This window comes from Blautia obeum ATCC 29174, from assembly GCF_025147765.1.
In the GTDB taxonomy this organism is placed as follows: domain Bacteria; phylum Bacillota; class Clostridia; order Lachnospirales; family Lachnospiraceae; genus Blautia_A; species Blautia_A obeum.
Genome location: NZ_CP102265.1, coordinates 1,442,276 through 1,461,971 on the forward strand (window position 1 = coordinate 1,442,276; position 19,696 = coordinate 1,461,971).

At 43.1% G+C, this 19,696-nt stretch carries 16 protein-coding genes and 1 pseudogene; 16 read left to right on the forward strand and 1 reads right to left on the reverse strand.

Going from position 1 to position 19,696, the window contains the following annotated elements; all coding sequences use genetic code 11:
- Positions 1 to 227: 227 nt before the first annotated feature.
- The 10 genes and pseudogenes from ssnA (at position 228) to NQ503_RS06875 (ending at position 12,302) form a co-directional block, all read left to right on the forward strand.
- Positions 228 to 1,559: a putative aminohydrolase SsnA gene (ssnA, locus tag NQ503_RS06830; RefSeq protein WP_005422396.1), complete on the forward strand. Its 1,332-nt coding sequence runs from the start codon at positions 228 to 230 to the stop codon at positions 1,557 to 1,559.
- Positions 1,560 to 1,595: 36 nt separating this feature from the next.
- A pseudogene (locus NQ503_RS06835) lies at positions 1,596 to 2,837 on the forward strand (selenate reductase); the annotation flags it as partial.
- 549 nt (positions 2,838 to 3,386) lie between these two features.
- Entirely contained in the window at positions 3,387 to 5,969 is a 2,583-nt protein-coding gene (gene xdh, locus NQ503_RS06840) for a selenium-dependent xanthine dehydrogenase (protein WP_117638742.1), read from the forward strand.
- Between the two features lies 1 nt (position 5,970).
- A complete protein-coding gene (locus NQ503_RS06845; protein ID WP_117628514.1) occupies positions 5,971 to 6,462 on the forward strand; it encodes a 4Fe-4S binding protein in 492 nt (163 codons plus the stop codon).
- Between the two features lie 41 nt (positions 6,463 to 6,503).
- On the forward strand, positions 6,504 to 8,780 hold the full coding sequence (xdhA, locus tag NQ503_RS06850; protein ID WP_005422402.1) for a xanthine dehydrogenase subunit XdhA: 2,277 nt from the start codon (positions 6,504 to 6,506) through the stop codon (positions 8,778 to 8,780).
- Between the two features lie 15 nt (positions 8,781 to 8,795).
- The gene (gene xdhB / locus NQ503_RS06855; protein ID WP_005422403.1) at positions 8,796 to 9,698 is read left to right on the forward strand and encodes a xanthine dehydrogenase subunit XdhB; all 903 of its coding nucleotides are present in this window, start codon (positions 8,796 to 8,798) and stop codon (positions 9,696 to 9,698) included.
- Positions 9,695 to 10,189 (forward strand): xanthine dehydrogenase subunit XdhC, encoded by a 495-nt coding sequence (gene xdhC, locus NQ503_RS06860; protein WP_005422404.1) that lies wholly within the window; start codon positions 9,695 to 9,697, stop codon positions 10,187 to 10,189. The genes xdhB and xdhC overlap by 4 nt, the downstream gene beginning before the upstream one ends.
- Positions 10,190 to 10,993 carry a selenium-dependent molybdenum cofactor biosynthesis protein YqeB gene (gene yqeB / locus NQ503_RS06865; RefSeq protein WP_005422406.1) on the forward strand — a complete coding sequence of 268 codons (804 nt, stop codon included), beginning with the start codon at positions 10,190 to 10,192 and terminating at the stop codon, positions 10,991 to 10,993.
- Entirely contained in the window at positions 10,993 to 11,718 is a 726-nt protein-coding gene (gene yqeC / locus NQ503_RS06870) for a selenium cofactor biosynthesis protein YqeC (RefSeq protein WP_117738922.1), read from the forward strand. The genes yqeB and yqeC overlap by 1 nt, the downstream gene beginning before the upstream one ends.
- Positions 11,715 to 12,302 carry a nucleotidyltransferase family protein gene (locus NQ503_RS06875; RefSeq protein WP_005422412.1) on the forward strand — a complete coding sequence of 196 codons (588 nt, stop codon included), beginning with the start codon at positions 11,715 to 11,717 and terminating at the stop codon, positions 12,300 to 12,302. The genes yqeC and NQ503_RS06875 overlap by 4 nt, the downstream gene beginning before the upstream one ends.
- On the opposite strand, the gene NQ503_RS06880 is transcribed toward NQ503_RS06875, so the two are convergent.
- Positions 12,280 to 13,197, reverse strand: a complete 918-nt coding sequence (locus tag NQ503_RS06880) for an AEC family transporter (RefSeq protein WP_005422415.1) — start codon at positions 13,195 to 13,197, stop codon at positions 12,280 to 12,282. The two genes, NQ503_RS06875 and NQ503_RS06880, sit on opposite strands and share 23 nt — an antisense overlap.
- A gap of 272 nt (positions 13,198 to 13,469) precedes the next feature.
- On the opposite strand from NQ503_RS06880, the gene rhmD reads away from it, so the two are divergent.
- The 6 genes from rhmD to NQ503_RS06910 all read left to right on the forward strand — a co-directional run bounded on the left by rhmD (position 13,470) and on the right by NQ503_RS06910 (position 19,649).
- The gene (gene rhmD / locus NQ503_RS06885) at positions 13,470 to 14,663 is read left to right on the forward strand and encodes an L-rhamnonate dehydratase (protein WP_022387890.1); all 1,194 of its coding nucleotides are present in this window, start codon (positions 13,470 to 13,472) and stop codon (positions 14,661 to 14,663) included.
- Positions 14,664 to 14,724: 61 nt separating this feature from the next.
- Positions 14,725 to 16,101, forward strand: coding sequence for a GntP family permease (locus NQ503_RS06890; RefSeq protein WP_005422419.1), 1,377 nt, complete (start codon positions 14,725 to 14,727; stop codon positions 16,099 to 16,101).
- A gap of 209 nt (positions 16,102 to 16,310) precedes the next feature.
- Positions 16,311 to 17,072 carry an IclR family transcriptional regulator gene (locus tag NQ503_RS06895; protein ID WP_022387892.1) on the forward strand — a complete coding sequence of 254 codons (762 nt, stop codon included), beginning with the start codon at positions 16,311 to 16,313 and terminating at the stop codon, positions 17,070 to 17,072.
- On the forward strand, positions 17,069 to 17,965 hold the full coding sequence (locus NQ503_RS06900; RefSeq protein WP_005422423.1) for a dihydrodipicolinate synthase family protein: 897 nt from the start codon (positions 17,069 to 17,071) through the stop codon (positions 17,963 to 17,965). Before NQ503_RS06895 ends, NQ503_RS06900 begins: the two co-directional genes overlap by 4 nt.
- Positions 17,966 to 17,985: 20 nt before the next feature.
- Positions 17,986 to 18,501: a NanQ anomerase/TabA/YiaL family protein gene (locus tag NQ503_RS06905; protein ID WP_005422425.1), complete on the forward strand. Its 516-nt coding sequence runs from the start codon at positions 17,986 to 17,988 to the stop codon at positions 18,499 to 18,501.
- A complete protein-coding gene (locus tag NQ503_RS06910) occupies positions 18,492 to 19,649 on the forward strand; it encodes a zinc-binding dehydrogenase (protein ID WP_005422427.1) in 1,158 nt (385 codons plus the stop codon). The genes NQ503_RS06905 and NQ503_RS06910 overlap by 10 nt, the downstream gene beginning before the upstream one ends.
- Positions 19,650 to 19,696: the final 47 nt, after the last annotated feature.

Here is a 19,696-nt window from a genome sequence, read left to right on the forward strand (position 1 = left end):
TTTCAGATTACAGAATTTATGTTATACTGAGTAAAGCGACGGAGCATACAGGTGTTCCGTCTTTTTTTATTTTTAATTAGCAATTTTTTTTTGAATACCAAAAAGAAATTGCGAATCAGGTTGAAATGATATGCAAAATATGCTACATTATATAGTATAAAACACCGAAAACTTATGGAAAATTTCACAAATAATTGGAAAAATTTCACAAGGCAGGGAGGAACGTTATGTTAGTTATTGGAAACGGAAGAATGATCACACGGGACGCATCCAGTGCCTTTTTTGAAAATGGTGCAGTAGCAATGGATGGTAACACCATAAAGATGGTGGGGGTAACTGATGAAGTAAAGAAGACTTATCCTGACGCTGAATTTGTGGATGCACACGGCGGAATCATTATGCCCGCTTTTATTAACGCGCATGAACATATCTACAGTGCCTTTGCTAGAGGATTGAGTGTCAATGGATATGCTCCGAAGGGATTTCTGGATATCCTGGATGGAATGTGGTGGAATATTGATCGCCATCTGACTCTGGAGCAGACAAAGCTTTCTGCATATGCAACATACATTGATTCGATCAAGAACGGTGTGACAACGGTATTCGATCATCATGCCAGTTTTGGCCATATTACAGGATCTCTGAGTACAATCGAAGAAGCGGCGAAAGACCTTGGAGTACGTACTTGTCTCTGTTATGAAATATCAGACAGAGATGGAATGGAAAAATCACGTGAGTCAGTGATGGAGAATGTTAATTTTATCAGACATGTACAGAAAGAGGACAGTGATATGCTTGCAGCGATGATGGGAATGCATGCTTCATTTACAATCTCTGACGAGACAATGGAGCTGTGCAATGAACTGAAACCGGAAGGTGTAGGATATCATATCCATGTGGCTGAGGGAATCTATGATCTTCATCAGTGTCTGAAAGAACACAATAAACGTATCGTGGATCGTTTGTATGACTGGAATATTCTTGGACCCAAGACGCTTCTGGGACACTGCATCTATATCAACGAACATGAGATGGAGTTGATCAAAGAAACAGATACAATGGTCGTGCACAATCCGGAATCAAATATGGGAAATGCCTGCGGATGTCCTCCGACAATGGAACTGGTACATAAGGGAATCCTGACAGGACTTGGAACAGATGGCTATACCCATGACATGATGGAATCCTGGAAAGTAGCTAATATTCTGCACAAACATAACCTCTGTGATCCGACTGCAGCATGGAGCGAAGTGCCGCAGATGCTGTTTGATGGAAATGCGAAGATCGCAAACCGCTATTTCAAAAAAACTCTGGGCATTTTAAAAGAAGGAGCTGCAGCAGATGTAATCGTAGTAGATTATGATCCGCTGACACCGATGGATGCTTCGAATTGTAACGGACATCTTCTGTTTGGGGTGAACGGAAGTATGGTGCAGACAACGGTATGTAATGGTAAGGTACTTATGAAAGATCGAGAAGTACTTGTATGTGATGAAAAGAAGGTCATGGCAGATTGTCGTCAGGCGGCAAAAGAACTTGCAGATGCCATCAATGGCTGATTTACTGTTGACAAATTTACAGGGAGGAAATGAAATATGAGTGATATAATGAAAAGTATTCCGTTTGGTCAGCTGATGGAGTGGATACTGGAAGAACATAAAAAAACAGGACAGATATTTGGCATCCAGAAGGCATATGTTGCCGATCCGGCAAAAACAGTTGAAATATTTGGCAGAAAATTGGAGAATCCGGTAGGCCCGGCGGCAGGTCCGCATACACAGCTTGCACAGAACCTTGTGGCAGCTTATTATGCAGGAGCAAGATTCTTTGAATTAAAGACCGTACAGAAAATGGATGGACCGGAACTTTCCGCATGTATTCCAAAACCATGCATCGTAGCAGAGGATGAGGCATATAACTGTGAATGGTCCACAGAGCTTTATGTTCCGCAGGCGATGGAAGAGTATATAAAAGGCTGGATGATCCTGCATGTGATCGCAAAGGAATTTGGACTTGGAAGTCCGGATGGATTCCAGTTTAATATGTCGTGCGGCTATAATCTGGAGGGAATTCAGGACAAAAAAATCGATGATTTTATCGAGGGAATGAAAGATGCCGGTGATACGGCGATATTTAAAGAATGCAGGGAGTGGCTTCTGAAACATGTGGATCTTTTTGAACATGTGACCAGAGAAGACATTGAGGCAATTCCGTCAGAAATCTGTAACTCTATTACGCTTTCCACCATGCATGGATGTCCTCCGCAGGAAATCGAAAACATTGTTACGTATCTTCTGAAAGAAAAACACATTCATACCTATGTAAAATGTAATCCAACACTTCTTGGATATGAATTTGTACGCAAAGCAATGGATGATCTGGGATATGACTATATGGCATTCACAGATTTCCATTTCAAAGATGACCTTCAGTATGAAGATGCAGTGCCAATGCTGAAACGTCTTATGGATGTAGCGGCGCAGGAAGGTCTTTCTTTTGGTGTGAAGCTGACGAATACCTTTCCGGTAGATATCAAGAGACAGGAACTTCCGGGAGAGGAAATGTACATGTCTGGTAAGGCTCTGTTTCCACTTTCTATTTCTGTAGCTGCGCGTCTGGCAGAATCCTTTGATGGAAAGCTTCCGATGTCTTTCTCAGGAGGTGCTGATCAGAAAAATATTGATCAGATCGTAGATTGTGGAATCTGGCCGGTCACAGTTGCAACGCTCCTTCTCAAACCAGGCGGATATAAATGGATGACACACATTGCAGAAAAAACAGCTGCCTGTCAGATCGGTAAGAGCGGAGAGGTTCATGTAGAGCGAGTAACGAAACTGGCGGCAGATGCACTTGAAAATGCAAATTATCAGAAAAACAGTAAGAAAGCAGGAAAGAGAAAGGAAGAAAAATCCCCGCTGCTTGACTGTCTGAGAAAAGAAGATGTTTCGGAGAGGAAAGAGTTTGCAGTACACAAACGTGTCTGTGGAAATTGTGCAGATGTATGTCCAAATCGTGCAAATGTACTGATCGAAGTACCGGAGATGGAATTACTGCAGATCATTCATGTGGATTATATGTGCAATGAATGTGGAAACTGTCGTTCGTTCTGTCAGTATGCAGGAGCTCCATATAAAGATAAGTTTACATTGTTTGCAAATGAAGAAGATATGAAAGACAGTATAAATAATGGATTTACAGTACTGGATGCAAAAAATAAAGAAATAAAAATACGCATTGGGGAAAAAGAAGAAGTTGTAAGAGCAGATCAGCCGTCAGGTATTTTGAATAAAGGCCTTGCGCAGCTTATCTGCACAGTGATTGATCAATATGCTTATTTGCTGATGTAAATGCAATCTGTAGCAGAACAGGAAAAGGAGTAGTCCACTATGGCAGCATTTAAAGTAAATGGAAAAAATGTTTGTTCGGAGAAAAATCAGAAACTTTTAAGATTTCTCCGTGATGAACTTCGGCTGACATCTGTAAAAGACGGATGCAGTGAGGGCGCATGTGGAGCCTGTACAGTGATCATTGATGGAAAGACATGTAAAGCATGTGTACCGGATACGGATTCTCTGAGCGGAAGAGAAATTATAACTGTAGAGGGGCTGACAGAATGGGAACGTCAGGTATATACTTATGCATATGGAAAGGCCGGGGCAGTACAGTGTGGATTCTGCATTCCTGGAATGGTAATGTGTACGAAAGCACTTCTTGATGAAAATATGGAACCTACGGATGATGAGATCCGTTATGCGCTGCGTAATAATTATTGTCGCTGCACGGGATACGTGAAGATCATGGATGCCGTCCGTCTTGCAGCAAAGATCCTGAAAAAAGGTGAGATACCAGATGACGGAGATCCAAACTGGACGATTGGAAATCGCGTAGCAAGAATTGATGTTGCAGAAAAAGTACTTGGAACGGGAAAATATCCGGATGATTTTTATCTCGATGGAATGCTGTACGGCTCTGCTCTTCGAAGCAGATATGCCCGTGCAAGAGTACTTTCTATTGATACATCCAAAGCAAAAGAACTTCCGGGAGTGGAGGCAGTTGTGACGGCTGCTGACATTCCTGGAGAAAACAAAATCGGACATTTAAAACATGATCAGTATACGCTGATACCGGTTGGTGGTCTGGTACATTATCTGGGAGATGCAGTTGCTCTGGTAGCGGCAAAGGACAGGGAAACAGTAGAAAAAGCAAAAAAACTGATCAAGGTAGACTATGAAGTACTGCCGCATGTACATACTATAGAAGAAGCTGCGGCTCTGGATGCACCGAAGGTGTTTGATGAAGAAGACAGTAATGTCTGTGCACATAAGCACATCAGCAGAGGTAATGCAGAAGAAGCAATCCGAAATTCAAAATATGTGATCTCACATCATTTTGAAACACCGTGGACAGAGCATGCGTTTCTTGAACCGGAATGTGCGGTTGCTTTTTATGATGAAGATGGGGATGTTTTTATTTATTCTGCAGACCAGTCAGCACATCAGACCAGACACGAATGTTCACTTCTTCTGGGAACAGATAAGGTGAAAGTACAGAATGCACTGGTTGGAGGTGGATTCGGTGGAAAAGAAGATATGACCGTACAGCATCTGGCTGCATTGCTGACCTATGTGACAAAGAAGCCAGTTAAAGTCAAACTTACCAGAGCAGAATCCCTTCTGATACATCCGAAACGACATCCGTTCTATATGGATATGACGATGGGATGCGATGAAGAAGGAAATATTATGGGAGTAAAAGCAATTGTGTCTTCAGATACGGGGGCTTTTGCATCACTTGGTGGTCCGGTACTGGAACGTGCCTGTACGCATGCGGCAGGACCATATCATTATGAAAATTTTGATATCGAAGGGACTGCATATTATACCAATAATCCACCGGCCGGAGCGTTTAGGGGATTTGGCGTTACACAGACCTGTTTTGCAACAGAGACGCTGCTGAATATGATGGCTGACAAGGTTGGAATCACACCGTGGGAGATCCGTTACCGTAATGCAATCCGTCCGGGAGAAGTGCTTCCGAACGGTCAGATCGTAGATGCATCGACCGGACTGGTAGAAACCCTGGAAGCAGTAAAAGAAGATTATGATGCAGCAATGACAGCGGGAAAACCGGTTGGAATCGGATGTGCGATGAAAAATGCCGGTGTAGGAGTTGGAATTCCGGATACCGGACGCGTTAAACTGATCGTAGAGGATGATGAAAAACTGCATATTTATTCAGGAGCATCGTGTATTGGACAGGGACTTGGAACAGTTCTGGTGCAGATGGTCGTTACAAATACAGATCTGAAACATGAGGATATTGTGTATGAAAGAAGTAATACATGGATCTCTCCTGATTCAGGAACAACATCGGGATCCAGGCAGACACTGGTCACCGGAGAAGCCTGCCGCAGAGCATGCGAAAAACTGATGGAAGACCGCACTGCCGGAAAACAGCTGAAAGATATGAAGGGGAAGGTATACTACGGAGAATACCTCGCAAAAACAGATCCGCTTGGCGCCAATGTACCAAATCCGGTATCACATGTGGCCTATGGATATGCAACACAGATGTGCGTTCTGGATAAGAAGAGCGGGAAGCTGGAATGCATAGTTGCCGCTCACGATGTAGGAAAGGCAGTGAATCCGCTGTCCTGCGAGGGACAGATCGAGGGTGGTGTTGTCATGTCTATGGGATACGCGCTCAGAGAACAGTATCCGATTGATGAGAATTGTAAACCAATTCAGAAATATGGTTCACTGGGATTATTCCGTTCACATGAAGTTCCCAAAATAAAAGCAATCGTTGTAGATAAACCAGGACTGAAGGTTGCATGCGGTGCCATCGGCATTGGAGAGATCACATCCATTCCTACTGCACCGGCAATTGCAGATGCATATTTCCGTTATGATGGAATTCGCAGATATAATCTGCCGCTTACAGATACACCATACGAAAGGAAGGGTTGATATGGCAGCAAAAAAAAGATTTCCATACAGATCCGCCCTTGTAGCATGTAATGGTGGATGCAGGGCGGTACAGGGAGAAGAAGGATGTACAGATGGTTGCATTGGCTGTGGAGCTTGCGTCAGCGTATGTAAATTTGGCGCAATTTCCCTGAATGAATATGGTGTGGCGGAAGTCGATGAAGATAAATGCCTTGCCTGTGGAAAATGTATGAAAGTCTGTCCGCAGGAAATTATCCATATCCATGAATGTGCCAATTATATTGTAGTCAAATGTTCTAACAAAAGCAAAGGAGCTGAGGCAAAAAAACAGTGTGCGGTAAGCTGTATTGGCTGTGGAATCTGTGAAAAGACCTGTACGGCAGGTGCTGTCCGGATTATGGACAATCATGCAGTGATCCGGGAAAATATGTGTTTAAGCTGTGGCATGTGTTCAGTGAAATGCCCGCGTCATGCAATTTATGATCTGCGTGGAATATTTACAAAGACAAAGTGACAGGATTCCAGTTGACAAAATTCTATAAAGAAGGTGAGATCATGATAGGAAAAAGCGTTCCCCGAGTTGATGCCTATGAAAAAGTGACCGGAAGAGCCAAATTCACAGATGATCTGGTACCGCCCAGATGTCTCGTGGCAAAAGTTCTTCATGCAACGATTGGAAATGGAATTGTGAAATCTATCGATACAAGTGAGGCAGTGGCACTGGAAGGGGTTGTAAAAGTAGTGACTTTTTATGATGTGCCAGACCACTGTTATCCGACACCAGGGCATCCGTGGTCTGTGGAACTGGCACATCAGGATGTGGCAGACCGTAATCTTCTGACTGGTCGTGTGCGGTATTATGGAGATGATATTGCGGCTGTTGTTGCAGAAGATGAGATCATTGCAGCCAGAGCACTGAAGCTGATCAAAGTAGAATATGAGGAATATCCGGTGGAAATCCATCCACGCAAATCTATGTATGGCAGTAATCCGCCGATTCATTTTGATAAAAAAGATAATGTCCTTGCCCGTTCTAATTATTTTATCGGAGATGTAGATAAGGGGATGGAGCAGGCTGAAACAATTGTAAAGGGCACATATAAAACACCAATCGTGCAGCACTGTCATATTGAAAATCCGATTTCTTATGCCTATATGGAAAAAGGCAGGATCGTAGTGGTGACATCGACACAGATTCCACACATCGTCCGTCGTGTCATTGGTCAGGCACTGGGAATTCCGTGGGGCAATGTACGGGTTATTAAACCATATATTGGAGGGGGATTCGGCAATAAACAGGATGTGCTTTATGAGCCATTGAATGCTTTTTTGACAACGCAGGTCGGAGGCAGACCGGTCAAACTGGATATCAGCAGGGAAGAGACATTCTGTAATACAAGAACCCGCCATTCTATTGAATTTGATCTGGCAGCCGGGGTAGGCAAGGACGGCAGACTTCTGGCAAAAGATATGCATTCTTATTCAAATCAGGGTGCTTATGCCTCTCATGGTCATGCGATTGCGGCAAACGGACTGACTTCCTGGCGGCTGCAGTATGCCTGTCCGAATATCCGGGGAGAAGCTTATACAATCTATACCAATACGCCGGTTGGTGGAGCCATGCGAGGGTATGGAATCCCGCAGGTATGTTTTGCTATTGAAAGTTTTATGGATGATGTGGCAAATGAGATTCATATGGATCCGTTGGAATTTCGGCGCAAAAATCTGATTCAGGGATATTATGAAGATGCTTATCTGAAACCAATCGCAGCTAATACAAACGGAATTTTTGAATGTCTGGAGAAGGGTGCAGAATATATTCATTGGGATGAAAAGCGAAAAGAATATGCAGAACAGGCCGGAGATGTACGGAAAGGTGTTGGCATGGCGTTGTTTTCTTACAAGACAGGTGTATGGCCGATTTCTCTGGAGATTGCAGGAGCCAGACTTTCTTTGAACCAGGATGGAAGTGTTCAGCTCATGCTTGGGGCAACGGAAATCGGACAGGGAGCAGATACTGTATTTTCACAGATGGTTGCGGAGACACTTCACACAGATATGGAACATGTACATATTAAAACGGTGCAGGATACAGATGTGTCACCGTTTGATACGGGGGCGTATGCATCCAGACAGTCTTTTGTGACCGGAACAGCAGTGCGGCATTGTGCAGAGATTCTGAGAGATAAGATACTTGCCTATGCGAAGACGCTCCTTCCGGAAATCGACACCAGAGAACTGACACTTAAAGATAACTGGATCTGGGCAGGTGATGAGCAGGCAATCTCTCTTGCGGCTCTGGCAGAAGAGAGCTATTACAGCCTTACAAATTCATCCGTATTGACAGCAGAAGTTTCTGAACAGGTGAAAAAAAATACGATTGCAACAGGATGCTGTTTTGCAGAAGTTGAAGTGGATATAAAACTTGGTAAAATTAAGATTCTTCATATTATCAATGTACATGACAGTGGAAAGCTGCTGAATCCACAGCTTGCCGAGATGCAGGTCCATGGTGGTATGTCTATGGGAATGGGGTATGGAATCAGTGAACAGCTGATTCTGGACGAAAAGACCGGACGTCCGTTGAATGGCAATCTGCTGGATTATAAGCTGATGACGATGCTGGATACGCCGGATATCAAAGCGGATTTCGTGGAATTGTGTGATCCGATGGGACCATATGGAAACAAAGCATTAGGAGAACCGCCGGCAATTCCATGTGCACCGGCAATCCGAAATGCAGTACTTCATGCGACCGGGGTGGCATTTTATGAAAATCCGCTGACACCGCAGAGACTGATCGACGGATTCAAAAAAGCAGGATTGATCTGAGAGGGGGCGCAGAGAATGTATGATATAGAGAAATACTATAATGCAGGAACCGTTTCAGAGGCAGTGACACTTCTGAATGAACATCCGGACACCAGGATCATATCAGGAGGAAGTGATGTTCTGATCAAGATCCGTGAGGGCAGGATGGCAGGAACCTCACTGGTATCTATTCGGGATATTGAAGAACTGAAAGGAATTGAGCGAAAAGAAAACGGCGATATTTATATCGGTGCAGGAACGGTATTTTCACATATTACAGCAGATCCGATCATTCAGAAATATATTCCGGTTCTGGGAGAAGCTGTTGACCAGGTTGGCGGTCCACAGATCCGCAATATCGGAACGATTGGAGGAAATATCTGTAATGGAGCAGTCAGTGCTGACAGTGTTCCGACAGTCTTTTCCTATAATGCGCTGCTGCATATTGCAAATGCAGAAGGCGGAAGAAGTGTCCCTGTCAGAGAATTTTATCTTGGTCCCGGACGTGTAGCTCTTAAACAGGGGGAAGTACTTACACATGTGATCATTCCAAAGTATGAATATGAAGGATATCATGGACACTATATCAAATATTCCATGCGAAATGCCATGGATATTGCGACGCTGAGTTGCAGTGTGGTAAGTAAAGTTGATACTGCAGAAAATATTCTGGAGGATGTTCGTATTACATTTGGCGTAGCAGCACCAGTGCCATATCGCTGTACAGAGACAGAAGCTTTATTGAAAGGCAGAAAACTGGATGCGTCTCTTTATCAGAATCTTGAGGAGAGTGTCAGAAGCGAGATACATCCGCGAGATTCATGGAGAGCTTCCAGAGATTTTCGTCTGCAGATTGGTGGAGAAATTGCACGGAGAGCACTGATCCGTACTGTGGAACTTGCAGAAAGTGCAAAGCAGCAGGGAGGTGAAAACGCATGAAAAAAGAAAAAGTACTTGTTCAATGCGTGGTAAACGGAGAAGAGGTTGCAGAGTATGTGGATCCGAGAGAATCTCTGCTGGATATGCTCCGTAATCATCTCGGCCTTACTTCCGTCAAAAAAGGCTGTGAAGTAGGGGAATGTGGAGCCTGTACCGTGATCATTGACGGCGAAACGATTGATTCCTGTATTTATCTGGCTGTCTGGGCAGAAGGAAAAAATATCCGTACACTGGAAGGTCTTGAAAAAAACGGAGAACTGACAAGAATTCAGGAAGCCTTTATTGAAGAGGGTGCAATTCAGTGTGGATTCTGTACACCGGGTTTTGTTATGTCTGCGACAGTCCTTCTGGAACAGGGAAAAGAACTGACCAGAGAGGAAATTAAGAAAAAAATGTCTGGAAATCTCTGCCGTTGTACCGGATATCAGAATATTGTCAATGCAGTGGAAAAAGTTATGCATGAAAATACAGAAAAGGATGGAATAGAATAAATGGAACAAAAATCAATACTGATTGTTCGCGGAGGAGGTGATCTTGCCAGTGGAGTGATACACAGACTTTATTGCTGTGGATATCGGGTACTGGTGCTGGAATGTCACAAACCAAGTGCAATCCGCAGAAAGGTTTCCTTCGGAGAGGCTGTATTTGATGGCACATCAGCGGTAGAGGGAGTTACGGGACGTCTGATCAGTGATATCGCTGATGCAGAAAAAATCTGGGAAGCGAAAGAAATTCCGATTTTGGTGGATGAAACAGGAGAAACCGCAAAAAAATTGAAACCAGCTGCACTGATCGATGCAATTCTGGCAAAAAAGAATCTTGGAACGAACAGGAATATGGCATCGCTTACTGTTGCACTGGGACCGGGATTTGAAGCTGGAAAAGATGTTGATTTTGTGATTGAGACACAGAGAGGTCATAATCTTGGACGTGTGATCCGGAAAGGGAGTGCGACACCAAACACGGGAATTCCGGGGGTGATCGCAGGATATGGCAAAGAGCGTGTGATTCATTCGCCAGCAGCAGGAATCATGCACAATCTTTCGCAGATTGGGGATATCGTGGAGAAAGACCAGATTCTGGCGAGGGTGGATGATGTGCCGGTCTATGCATCTCTGACCGGTGTACTGAGAGGGATTATCCGAGATGGTTATGAAGTCCCAAAAGGGATGAAAATAGCAGATATTGATCCACGGCAGGAACAGAAAAAGAACTGTGATACGATTTCAGATAAAGCACGCTGTATTGCAGGAAGCGTTGTGGAAATCCTTCTTTCGGAAGGTGTACTGCCGTGATGCAGACGTTTTTTTTGTGGAATGCACTTACGATTGTGCCGGATAGAAGGCAGTCGATTGCCGTGGTTGGCGGTGGAGGCAAAACAAGTCTGATTTTTCGCTTATGTGAAGAAATGGTTTCTACAGGAAAAAAAGTGATTGTTACGACAACGACACATATGGCTTATGAGCCTGAACGGCCATTTGCGGAAGAGGGAAATGCTCAGCAGATCCAGCAGAATATAGAAGAGTATGGATATACGGTTGCTGCCAGCCTGGATCAGAACAAAAGTAAGATCGGAAGTCTGACAGAAGAAGCTCTTGTACGGCTGAAAGGGCAGGCAGACTGTATATTGATCGAAGCAGACGGGGCTAAAAGGCTACCACTGAAAGTGCCAGGTGAATGGGAGCCTGTTATTCCGGATTTTACAGATCTGGTAGTTGGAGTGATCGGAATGGATGCAGTAGGGCAGATGATCAGAGAAAGCTGTCACAGACCGGAGCGGGTAGCTGCTTTTCTGAATAAGGAGCAAACGGACCCGGTTACAGAAGCGGATGTCATACGTATTGCGGTGTCTGAAAAGGCTTTAAAAAAAGCAGTCGGACAGCGTCCATATAAAATATTTCTGAATAAGACGGACCTCATGGGAAAGTATGAATCAGCGGAAAGAATTGGAAAAGAACTGCAGAAGCAGGGAGTCCATGCTGCCTGGGGAAGCCTTCAGGGGAGAGAATATTACAGATGAAAATTGCACTTGTTATGCTGGCGGCTGGAAACAGCCGCCGTTTTGGGAGCAACAAATTATTATATGAAATTGAAGGAAAGCCTATGTATCTGCTAACGCTGGAAAAACTGAAGAAAGCATCAGAAAAAATTCCGGAAAGTGAGATTATTGTTGTTACCCAGTATGAAGAAATCGTAAAAAAGGCAGGAGAAATGAAAATCCCTGTTTTTATAAATCCACGACCGGAAGATGGAATTTCACTTTCCATGCAGATTGGACTGATGAGTGTAAGAGATACAGATGCATGCCTTTTTACAGTGTCGGATCAACCGTGGTTAGAAGCGGATACAGTTGTTGCGCTTACAGAACTGTTTGAAAATGAAAAAAAGGGAATGGCCTGTATCAGATGGAATGGAAAGACTGGAAATCCCTGCATTTTTGGACAGAAATATTACGAAGAACTGATGGAGATATCGGGAGATAAAGGCGGCAAAAAAATTATAAAAAAACATCCTGAAGATGTGGCATATCTTCAGATCAGAAATGCCAGGGAACTTCAGGATGCAGATGAACCGGATGTTTTTACAGCAGGAAACCTGCGATAAAAATGATCAGCGGAATTGTGATAATAGACAGAACTGTTGTGAATGAAAATATCTCGGAGGCATAGGCTGCATTTTTATCAAAACGGATAGACATCATGGTGATCGTAGTTCCTGTCGGACAGGCAGATGCGATCAGCGTCGGATATGCGATGTCAGCATTAAATGGTGCGATCCACAGAAAGAGAAGAACCACAAGAGGAACAATTATGAGTTTTGTAAGAGCAATACGATAGATCTGTACATTTGTGCAGATCTTTTTTATGTCCGAATTTGCAACAGAAAAACCGGCAACCATCATGGCAAGAGGAGTATTCATATCGGCAATGTACTGCATGGATGCTGCAATCGTGTCTGGAATATGTATCTGTGTAAAGAATAAGATCATAGCAATAAAAGTGCCTATGACCATTGGGGCAGTCAGCCCCTCTTTGAGCAGCTTTGGATCAAAGTGACCTTTCATAAGAGAAAGTCCATGCGTCCATGTAAGAATGTTAAATACAGTCATGTATGCGGTCAGATAGAAAACACCCTCACTTCCGAGAACACTGTTGATCAGAGGAATACCAATAAAGCCACAGTTGGAATATACAGCGGCAAACTGATTGATCATGTTATTGGGATCCTCTTTATCACGAAACAGGAGTTTGGATACGAGGATTGCAAGGATGTGAGAGATAAATGCGGCGACAAAAGAAAACAGAAGTCCCTTTACGAGAATGGGATCATAGTCGGTCTGATAGACCATAATGATCAGAATCGGGTTAACAAGCATCAGCAGAAGATTGGAAATGGTTTTGCTTCCTTCTTTGGAAACAAGCCCGATTCTTACGCAGACGATGCCAACGATAAGGATAATCAGCATTTTTACCAGCTGATTAAAAATTAAGATAAACATGAAAATACCCCTTCCTAATACAAATCTTTCTCTAGAATACCTGATGCAAATGCAAAAATCAATAGACAGGTACTGTTTATTTTGTACAAAAAAAGAAAATTATTTTTGAATAAAATATAGAAAATAATAAAGGATATTGACGATAACTGGAAAAGAGTGTATGATGAATTCATAAAACAAGAATCCGATTCACATATATGAATTGAAACATGGACCGGATAAAACTAATAATCAATAAAAAACAAATATATATGAAAGGCAGGTATTTTTCAATGGCATTAATGGGCAGAAAAATTGCAGCAATCAGAGCGTATGTAGTTGAAGGCGGTGGAGCTGACTACCATGACCAGTCCGCAGAGCACTGGATCGTAAAACAGATTGCAACTCCGATGAGTATCTATCCGGAGTACAAAGCTACAAGAACAAGCTTTGGTATCAACGCATTAAAGACTCTGGTTGTCGAAGTAGAAGCAGACAACGGAGTAACAGGATTTGGTATCACAACAGGTGGATATCCGGCAGCATGGCTGGTTATGAATCATCTGGATCGTTTCGTAGTTGGTAAAGATGCAAATGAAATTGAAAAGATTTGGGATCAGATGTATCGTGCATCTCTTTACTATGGAAGAAAAGGTGTTGTAATGAACGCAATCTCTGCAATCGACCTTGCACTGTGGGATCTTCTTGGTAAACTTCGTGAAGAGCCTGTATATGCAATGCTGGGTGGTAAAGTTCGTGAAGAACTTACATTTTATGCTACTGGCCCGAGACCGGATCTTGCTAAGAAAATGGGATTTGTAGGTGGAAAGATTCCGCTTGTATATGGACCGGCTGATGGAATGGAAGGACTCAAAAAGAGCATTGAACTTGCAGCTGATATGAGAGAAAAATGCGGTGATGAATTCCTTCTGATGTGGGATTGCTGGATGGCACTGGATCTTCAGTATGCAAAACGTCTCATGCAGGCATCTGCTGATCTGAAATTTAACTGGATCGAAGAATGTTTCAACCCGGATGATTACTGGTCATACAGAGATCTGAAGAAAGCAGCCGGCAACCAGATCATGGTAACCGGTGGTGAGCATGAGGCAAGCAAATTCGGATTCCGTATGCTGATCGAGGACTGTGACCTTGATGTTATTCAGCCGGATGTTGGCTGGTGCGGTGGTATGACCGAACTTATCAAAATTGGTAATATGGCTGAAGCTCATGGAAAGTATGTCATTCCTCATGGAAGCGGTACATACAGCTATCATTACGTTACAACCAAGACAAACTCACCGATCACAGAGTGCCTGATGATGGCTCCTGAAGCTGATAAGGTTGTTCCGCAGTATTATCCATTGCTGAAAGACGAGCCAATGCCAGTCAACGGTAAACTGAAAGTCAGCGACAAACCTGGATTTGGTGTTGAACTGAATAAAGATAAGACACTTGTTGAGGTTAAAAAAGGTACAAGATTATAATTTAAGATTGTAATAAAAAAACTTATAGAAGTTAGCATGAAGCTAATGCAGGGGGAAAATTATGTCAGCAACATATTTAATCATCTGCCTGATCATTTCTATCGCTCTTGTAGTTCTTTTCTGTACAAAAGTGAAAATGAATCCGGCAATCGCACTTATTCTTGGTTCTCTGCTTCTCGGAGTACTGACCAAGGTGCCGCTCAATGATATTACAGCAGCGGACGGAACAGTAACAAACGGTCTGATCACAGTTATCAACAATGGTTTTGGAAACATGATGGGAAGCATTGGTTTCCCGATCGGTCTTGGTATCATCCTTGGACAGTTTGTAAGTGATACCGGCGGAGCTACTGTTATTGCAGATAAGCTGGTGTCTCTGTTCCCTGAAAAATATGCTATGTATGCTGTAGGATTTGCTGGATTTATCCTGTCAATCCCGGTATTTTTCGATGTTACATTCGTTATCCTCATTCCAATTGGTGTAGCTCTTATGAAAAAGCTCAACAAAGGAATTGGATACATTGTCGGGGCAATTTCTATTGGTGCTGGTATTGCACATACTCTGGTGCCTCCTACTCCCAACCCTCTGGTTGCACCGGAGTACTTCGGCTTTGACCTTGGTGTCATGATTGCAGCTGGTCTTCTTTTCGGTATCCCGATGATGATCATTTCTGTTACTATTCATGGCATGCTCATGAAAAAAGGTCTCTGGAATGCAGAAACAGATGAAAACGGTAACGGACTGAACGTAGATGAACTTGAATTACCGGAAAAACTTCCGAGCTTTGGAGTATCTTTACTTCCAATTATCATTCCGATCGTCCTGATCCTTCTGAATACAATTGTTGGAGCGGTCGGAAGCACTCCGGCATGGCTCACATTCCTGGGACAGAAGACGACATCCATGCTCTGTGGTACTCTTGTGGCAATGATCATTGCGATGAAGACAATGGGCCTCAAGAAAGCAGAAGCATCAGCTGCCAATGCTCTGCATTCAGCAGGTATGGTATTCCTGATTACTGGTGCCGGCGGCTCCTTCTCAGCTGTTATTACAGCAGCAGGTGTAAGTGATGCGATCAAAAATCTTGTTTCCGGTATTTCAGGAAATACAGCACTGATTCTGTTCATTGCGTGGTTCCTCGGTATGGCATTCCGTCAGATCACCGGTTCCGGTACAGTAGCATCACTGACAACATTTGCGATCATGCAGAGTGTTACTGCAACAATTGCATGTCACCCGGTATTCCTGGCTCTTGCCTGCCTTGACGGTGCACTGTTCGGTGCAACTGTAAACGACTCTGGTTTCTGGATCGTTTCCAATATGGCCGGCCTGAATTTATCAGGTGGCGTTAAGACTTATACATTGGGACAGGCTATTGCGTCTGTAGTCGGAATCATTCTGATCATTGTAGTAGGATGTATTTCCTGCCTGTTCTAATAAACAGATGTAATTCAAGCAGGAGTCCTCAGACATACGTCGTGGGCTCCTGTTTTATAAAAGAAACTGCTGTGAAACAGATTAATCAGCAAATAGCCTGTGTAAACAGTTTACAGTAAGATTTTCTTTGTAGTATAATAAACAGTAGGAGTAACTATTCAGAGCGGAAGAAATAGTTACGTATGAAAAAAAGAAAAGCAGGTAGATCTATGGCAGTTAAATCAGCGGAAAGAGTTTTTAGGATTTTTGAATTATTGGAACAAAGCCCGGAGGGCCTGACGAATAAAGAAGTAAGCAGCCTTCTGGGGTTTGCTCCAAGCAGTACGCTTGCACTTTTGCAGACGATGGAAGAGAATGGTTATCTGTCAGCAGATGAACAGAAAAGATATTATCTTGGAGGCAGACTGATGAGCCTTGGTGCAGTTGCCGCATCCAGAATTGATCTGAACAAGATCGGTACGCCATATCTCAAGAAACTTATGCAGACAGTGGAAGAAACCTGTTTCCTTGGAGTTCTTTCCGGTGATGAGATTGTTTATATTGCGAAAGAAAACTGTGAACGTACCATTACCACAAATGCGAGTATTGGATCCAGAAAACCTGTATACTGTACAGGACTTGGAAAAGCATTTCTTGCGTTTCTTCCGGAAAAAGAAAGCTCTCAGATTATTGACCGCATTGAACTGAAAGCATTTACAGAGCATACGGTTACAGACAAACTGGAACTTAAGAAGGAGATCGCACAGTTCCGCAACCAGGGATATGCAGTAGATAATCAGGAGATTGAACAGGGACTGTGGTGTATGGCCGTGCCAATCTATGACAATACCGGCCATATGAAAGCTGCGATCAGTGTATCTGGTCTGAAACAGCGAATGGTAGAAAAAAAGGAACTTTTAAAAACTGAAATGTTAAAAACAGCCCGTGATCTGTCAAGAGATCTGGGATATTATAAGGAGGAATTAAAATGAAAAGATTGTGCGGAGTGAATCCACCAGTGATCACTATTTTTGACGAACATCACAAGGTTGATATTGAAGCCAGCAAACGCCAGGCAGATTTTCTGATCTCAAAAGGTGTTGATGGTCTTGCTTATCTGGGAACATCCGGTGAGTTCAGTATCATGACTGTTGAAGAAAAGAAAAACTTCATCAATGAGATGATCAAATATGTAAATGGACGCGTAAATGTAATCGTTGGTGTCGGAGATACCTGTCTGGAAAATACGATGGATCTGTTGAAATTTGTTGAGCAGGCCGGTGCAGACGGAGTACTTCTGATCAACCCTTATTTCAGTGTATACAGTACAGACATGGTTGAAGCATACTTTGGATATGTTGCTTCTCATACTTCGCTGCCGATCATTATCTACAACTTCCCGGATCTTACCGGATACTGCTTCAATGCAGATGTTGTAGCCAGAATTGTAAAAGCAAACCCGAATGTAGTCGGAATCAAAGATACGATTGCAGATTTCAATCATGTACTCAGCATGCAGAAAGTAAAAGAAATTAATCCGGACTTTTCTGTATTTTCAGCATATGAAAATCAGGCAATGGGTCTACTGGTATGTGGTGTGGATGGATTCATCAATGCAACTGCAAACTTTGCACCGGAATATACGGTTAATACGTATCAGAGTGCAAAACGCGGCGATTTTAATGAAGCTGCAAAATGGTTCAACAAAATGGTTGAGGCAATGGATATCTATGCATATAGCACACCTTTGTTCCTGGCTTGCAAACAGGCTATGTACTACAGAGTGCTGCATCATGATGGTCAGGAAAGACTTCCTGCACTTTCACTTGATGCAACAGCGAAGGCAAATGTTTACAATAAAATGAGAGATCTGGAACTTTTATAAAGAGACAGGAGCTGGCGATAATGATAATGGATCGATTGGAACGCTTCCGTTGTTACCAGAGAAGTGTTCCGGAATTATGGGATGCCGTACGTTTTGCGGAACGTGTTCAGAAAGAACAGCTTCCTCCGGGCAAATATCCGGTTGGTAAAGGATTTGCTTTTGTACAGGAAGGGAATACAAGAAGCTTCGAAGAAGCAGATTTTGAGGTACATCGTAATTACCTGGATGTACAGATCCTTCTGGACGGATCTGAAATGTGGGAATATGCAGACCGGGCAGATCTGGCGGTAAAGACTCCTTATGATCCGGAAGCTGATATTGAGTGGCTTTCCGGGTGTGGAAACAGAATTCAGATGAAACCGGGAATGTTTTATCTGGTTTATCCGGATGACGGACATAAACCATGTTGCCACGAGAAAGAACAGACATCTTATCGTAAGGTTGTTGTGAAGATAAAAATAGATAAGCTGCTTCATGGTGTTCCAACAATGGAAAGAACAGCAGTCTATGGCAAAGGAGATAGAAGATGGATATAAAGATTGACGAAATTGTAAAGCAGGTTCTGTCTGAGATAGATACTCCTTCCAGACCGGTGCAGCCGAAAACGACCTTTGTATTAGAGGAAACACCGGCACTGACTGGAAGAGAAGTTGGAAAAACAGCGGTTCTCGATTCTCAGGAAGATTATATGATCAAAAATTATGTTCTTCCGGAAGTCGGACCAAAAGAAATTCTTGTATGTGTGGAGGGATGCATGATTTCTCCTTCTGATGTTACGGAATTTCTGAAAGAAAGAAGAGCAGCAGGTTCTTCTGCACAGGGACAGGAAGGAACCGGTATCATCGTAAAGGTTGGAAGTGAGAATCTTCAGGATGCCAAAGGAAATGTCCTGAAAGTAGGAGACAAAGTCATTGCGGCAAAGAAAGCCGGATTTGGTGGTGTTTCTACATATGGCGGCAGAAAGGCAAATACAGTTGCACCGAATGGATGGTTTGCAAATTACATCGTATTGCCGGCCGGACAGCAGGTATATCAGGTAAACGGTCTGGATCTGGAATCCAGACTGCTGATCACGAGAAGTATTTCTATTTATACAGAAGTAGAACGCATGTCCAAAATGTGTAAACTGGATGCTGATAAAACAGCAGTTGTACTTGGATGTGGAATGGAAGGTCTTCTGACCGTGGCTGCATTAAAAACACTTGGAATCAATAAAATTATTGTAATTGACAAAGAAAGTGAAAAATCTCGTGCAATGGAATTTGGAGCATGGGAATTTATTGGTTCCCATGGAAAAAATGGTGTTGCAGGTGTGAAGGACAAGATTCGTGCAGCAGCAGGTGATATGGCAGATGCAGTATTTATCTGTACAGATTCGCCTATGGGAAGAAATGTAGCAAGAAGATTTATGAAAAACAGCGGAAGCATTTGCGAAATGGGATTTCTTTGTGGATGGAGAAGAACTCCTATAGCGAGATATTTTGAAGACAGCATGCCGGCTGGTGGAAGATTTTATGCAGCAAGAGATTATGAAAACTGCATGAATTTCCTGGCAAAAGCAGCAGAAATGAAACTTCCTCTGTATAAACTGATTACACATAGATATAAATTAGAGGAGATCAATGAGGCTATGTGGACTGTAGTACGTGAAGAGGGTCTTGGTATTGCAGTGTTTAATCGCTAAGGAAATTCCTATGAAATTTTAAATCAGAAAACCACATCGGATTAGTG

Bases quoted from the DNA above. Each gene is read 5' to 3' on its own strand.
- NQ503_RS06910 (WP_005422427.1), top strand. From the start codon at position 18,492: ATGGATATAAAGATTGACGAAATTGTAAAGCAGGTTCTGTCTGAGATA.
- NQ503_RS06880 (WP_005422415.1), bottom strand. From the start codon at position 13,197: ATGTTTATCTTAATTTTTAATCAGCTGGTAAAAATGCTGATTATCCTT.
- xdh (WP_117638742.1), top strand. From the start codon at position 3,387: ATGGCAGCATTTAAAGTAAATGGAAAAAATGTTTGTTCGGAGAAAAAT.
- NQ503_RS06895 (WP_022387892.1), top strand. From the start codon at position 16,311: ATGGCAGTTAAATCAGCGGAAAGAGTTTTTAGGATTTTTGAATTATTG.
- yqeC (WP_117738922.1), top strand. From the start codon at position 10,993: ATGCAGACGTTTTTTTTGTGGAATGCACTTACGATTGTGCCGGATAGA.
- NQ503_RS06900 (WP_005422423.1), top strand. From the start codon at position 17,069: ATGAAAAGATTGTGCGGAGTGAATCCACCAGTGATCACTATTTTTGAC.
- xdhB (WP_005422403.1), top strand. From the start codon at position 8,796: ATGTATGATATAGAGAAATACTATAATGCAGGAACCGTTTCAGAGGCA.
- NQ503_RS06875 (WP_005422412.1), top strand. From the start codon at position 11,715: ATGAAAATTGCACTTGTTATGCTGGCGGCTGGAAACAGCCGCCGTTTT.
- xdhA (WP_005422402.1), top strand. From the start codon at position 6,504: ATGATAGGAAAAAGCGTTCCCCGAGTTGATGCCTATGAAAAAGTGACC.
- NQ503_RS06905 (WP_005422425.1), top strand. From the start codon at position 17,986: ATGATAATGGATCGATTGGAACGCTTCCGTTGTTACCAGAGAAGTGTT.
- ssnA (WP_005422396.1), top strand. From the start codon at position 228: ATGTTAGTTATTGGAAACGGAAGAATGATCACACGGGACGCATCCAGT.
- yqeB (WP_005422406.1), top strand. From the start codon at position 10,190: ATGGAACAAAAATCAATACTGATTGTTCGCGGAGGAGGTGATCTTGCC.
- NQ503_RS06845 (WP_117628514.1), top strand. From the start codon at position 5,971: ATGGCAGCAAAAAAAAGATTTCCATACAGATCCGCCCTTGTAGCATGT.
- rhmD (WP_022387890.1), top strand. From the start codon at position 13,470: ATGGCATTAATGGGCAGAAAAATTGCAGCAATCAGAGCGTATGTAGTT.
- xdhC (WP_005422404.1), top strand. From the start codon at position 9,695: ATGAAAAAAGAAAAAGTACTTGTTCAATGCGTGGTAAACGGAGAAGAG.
- NQ503_RS06890 (WP_005422419.1), top strand. From the start codon at position 14,725: ATGTCAGCAACATATTTAATCATCTGCCTGATCATTTCTATCGCTCTT.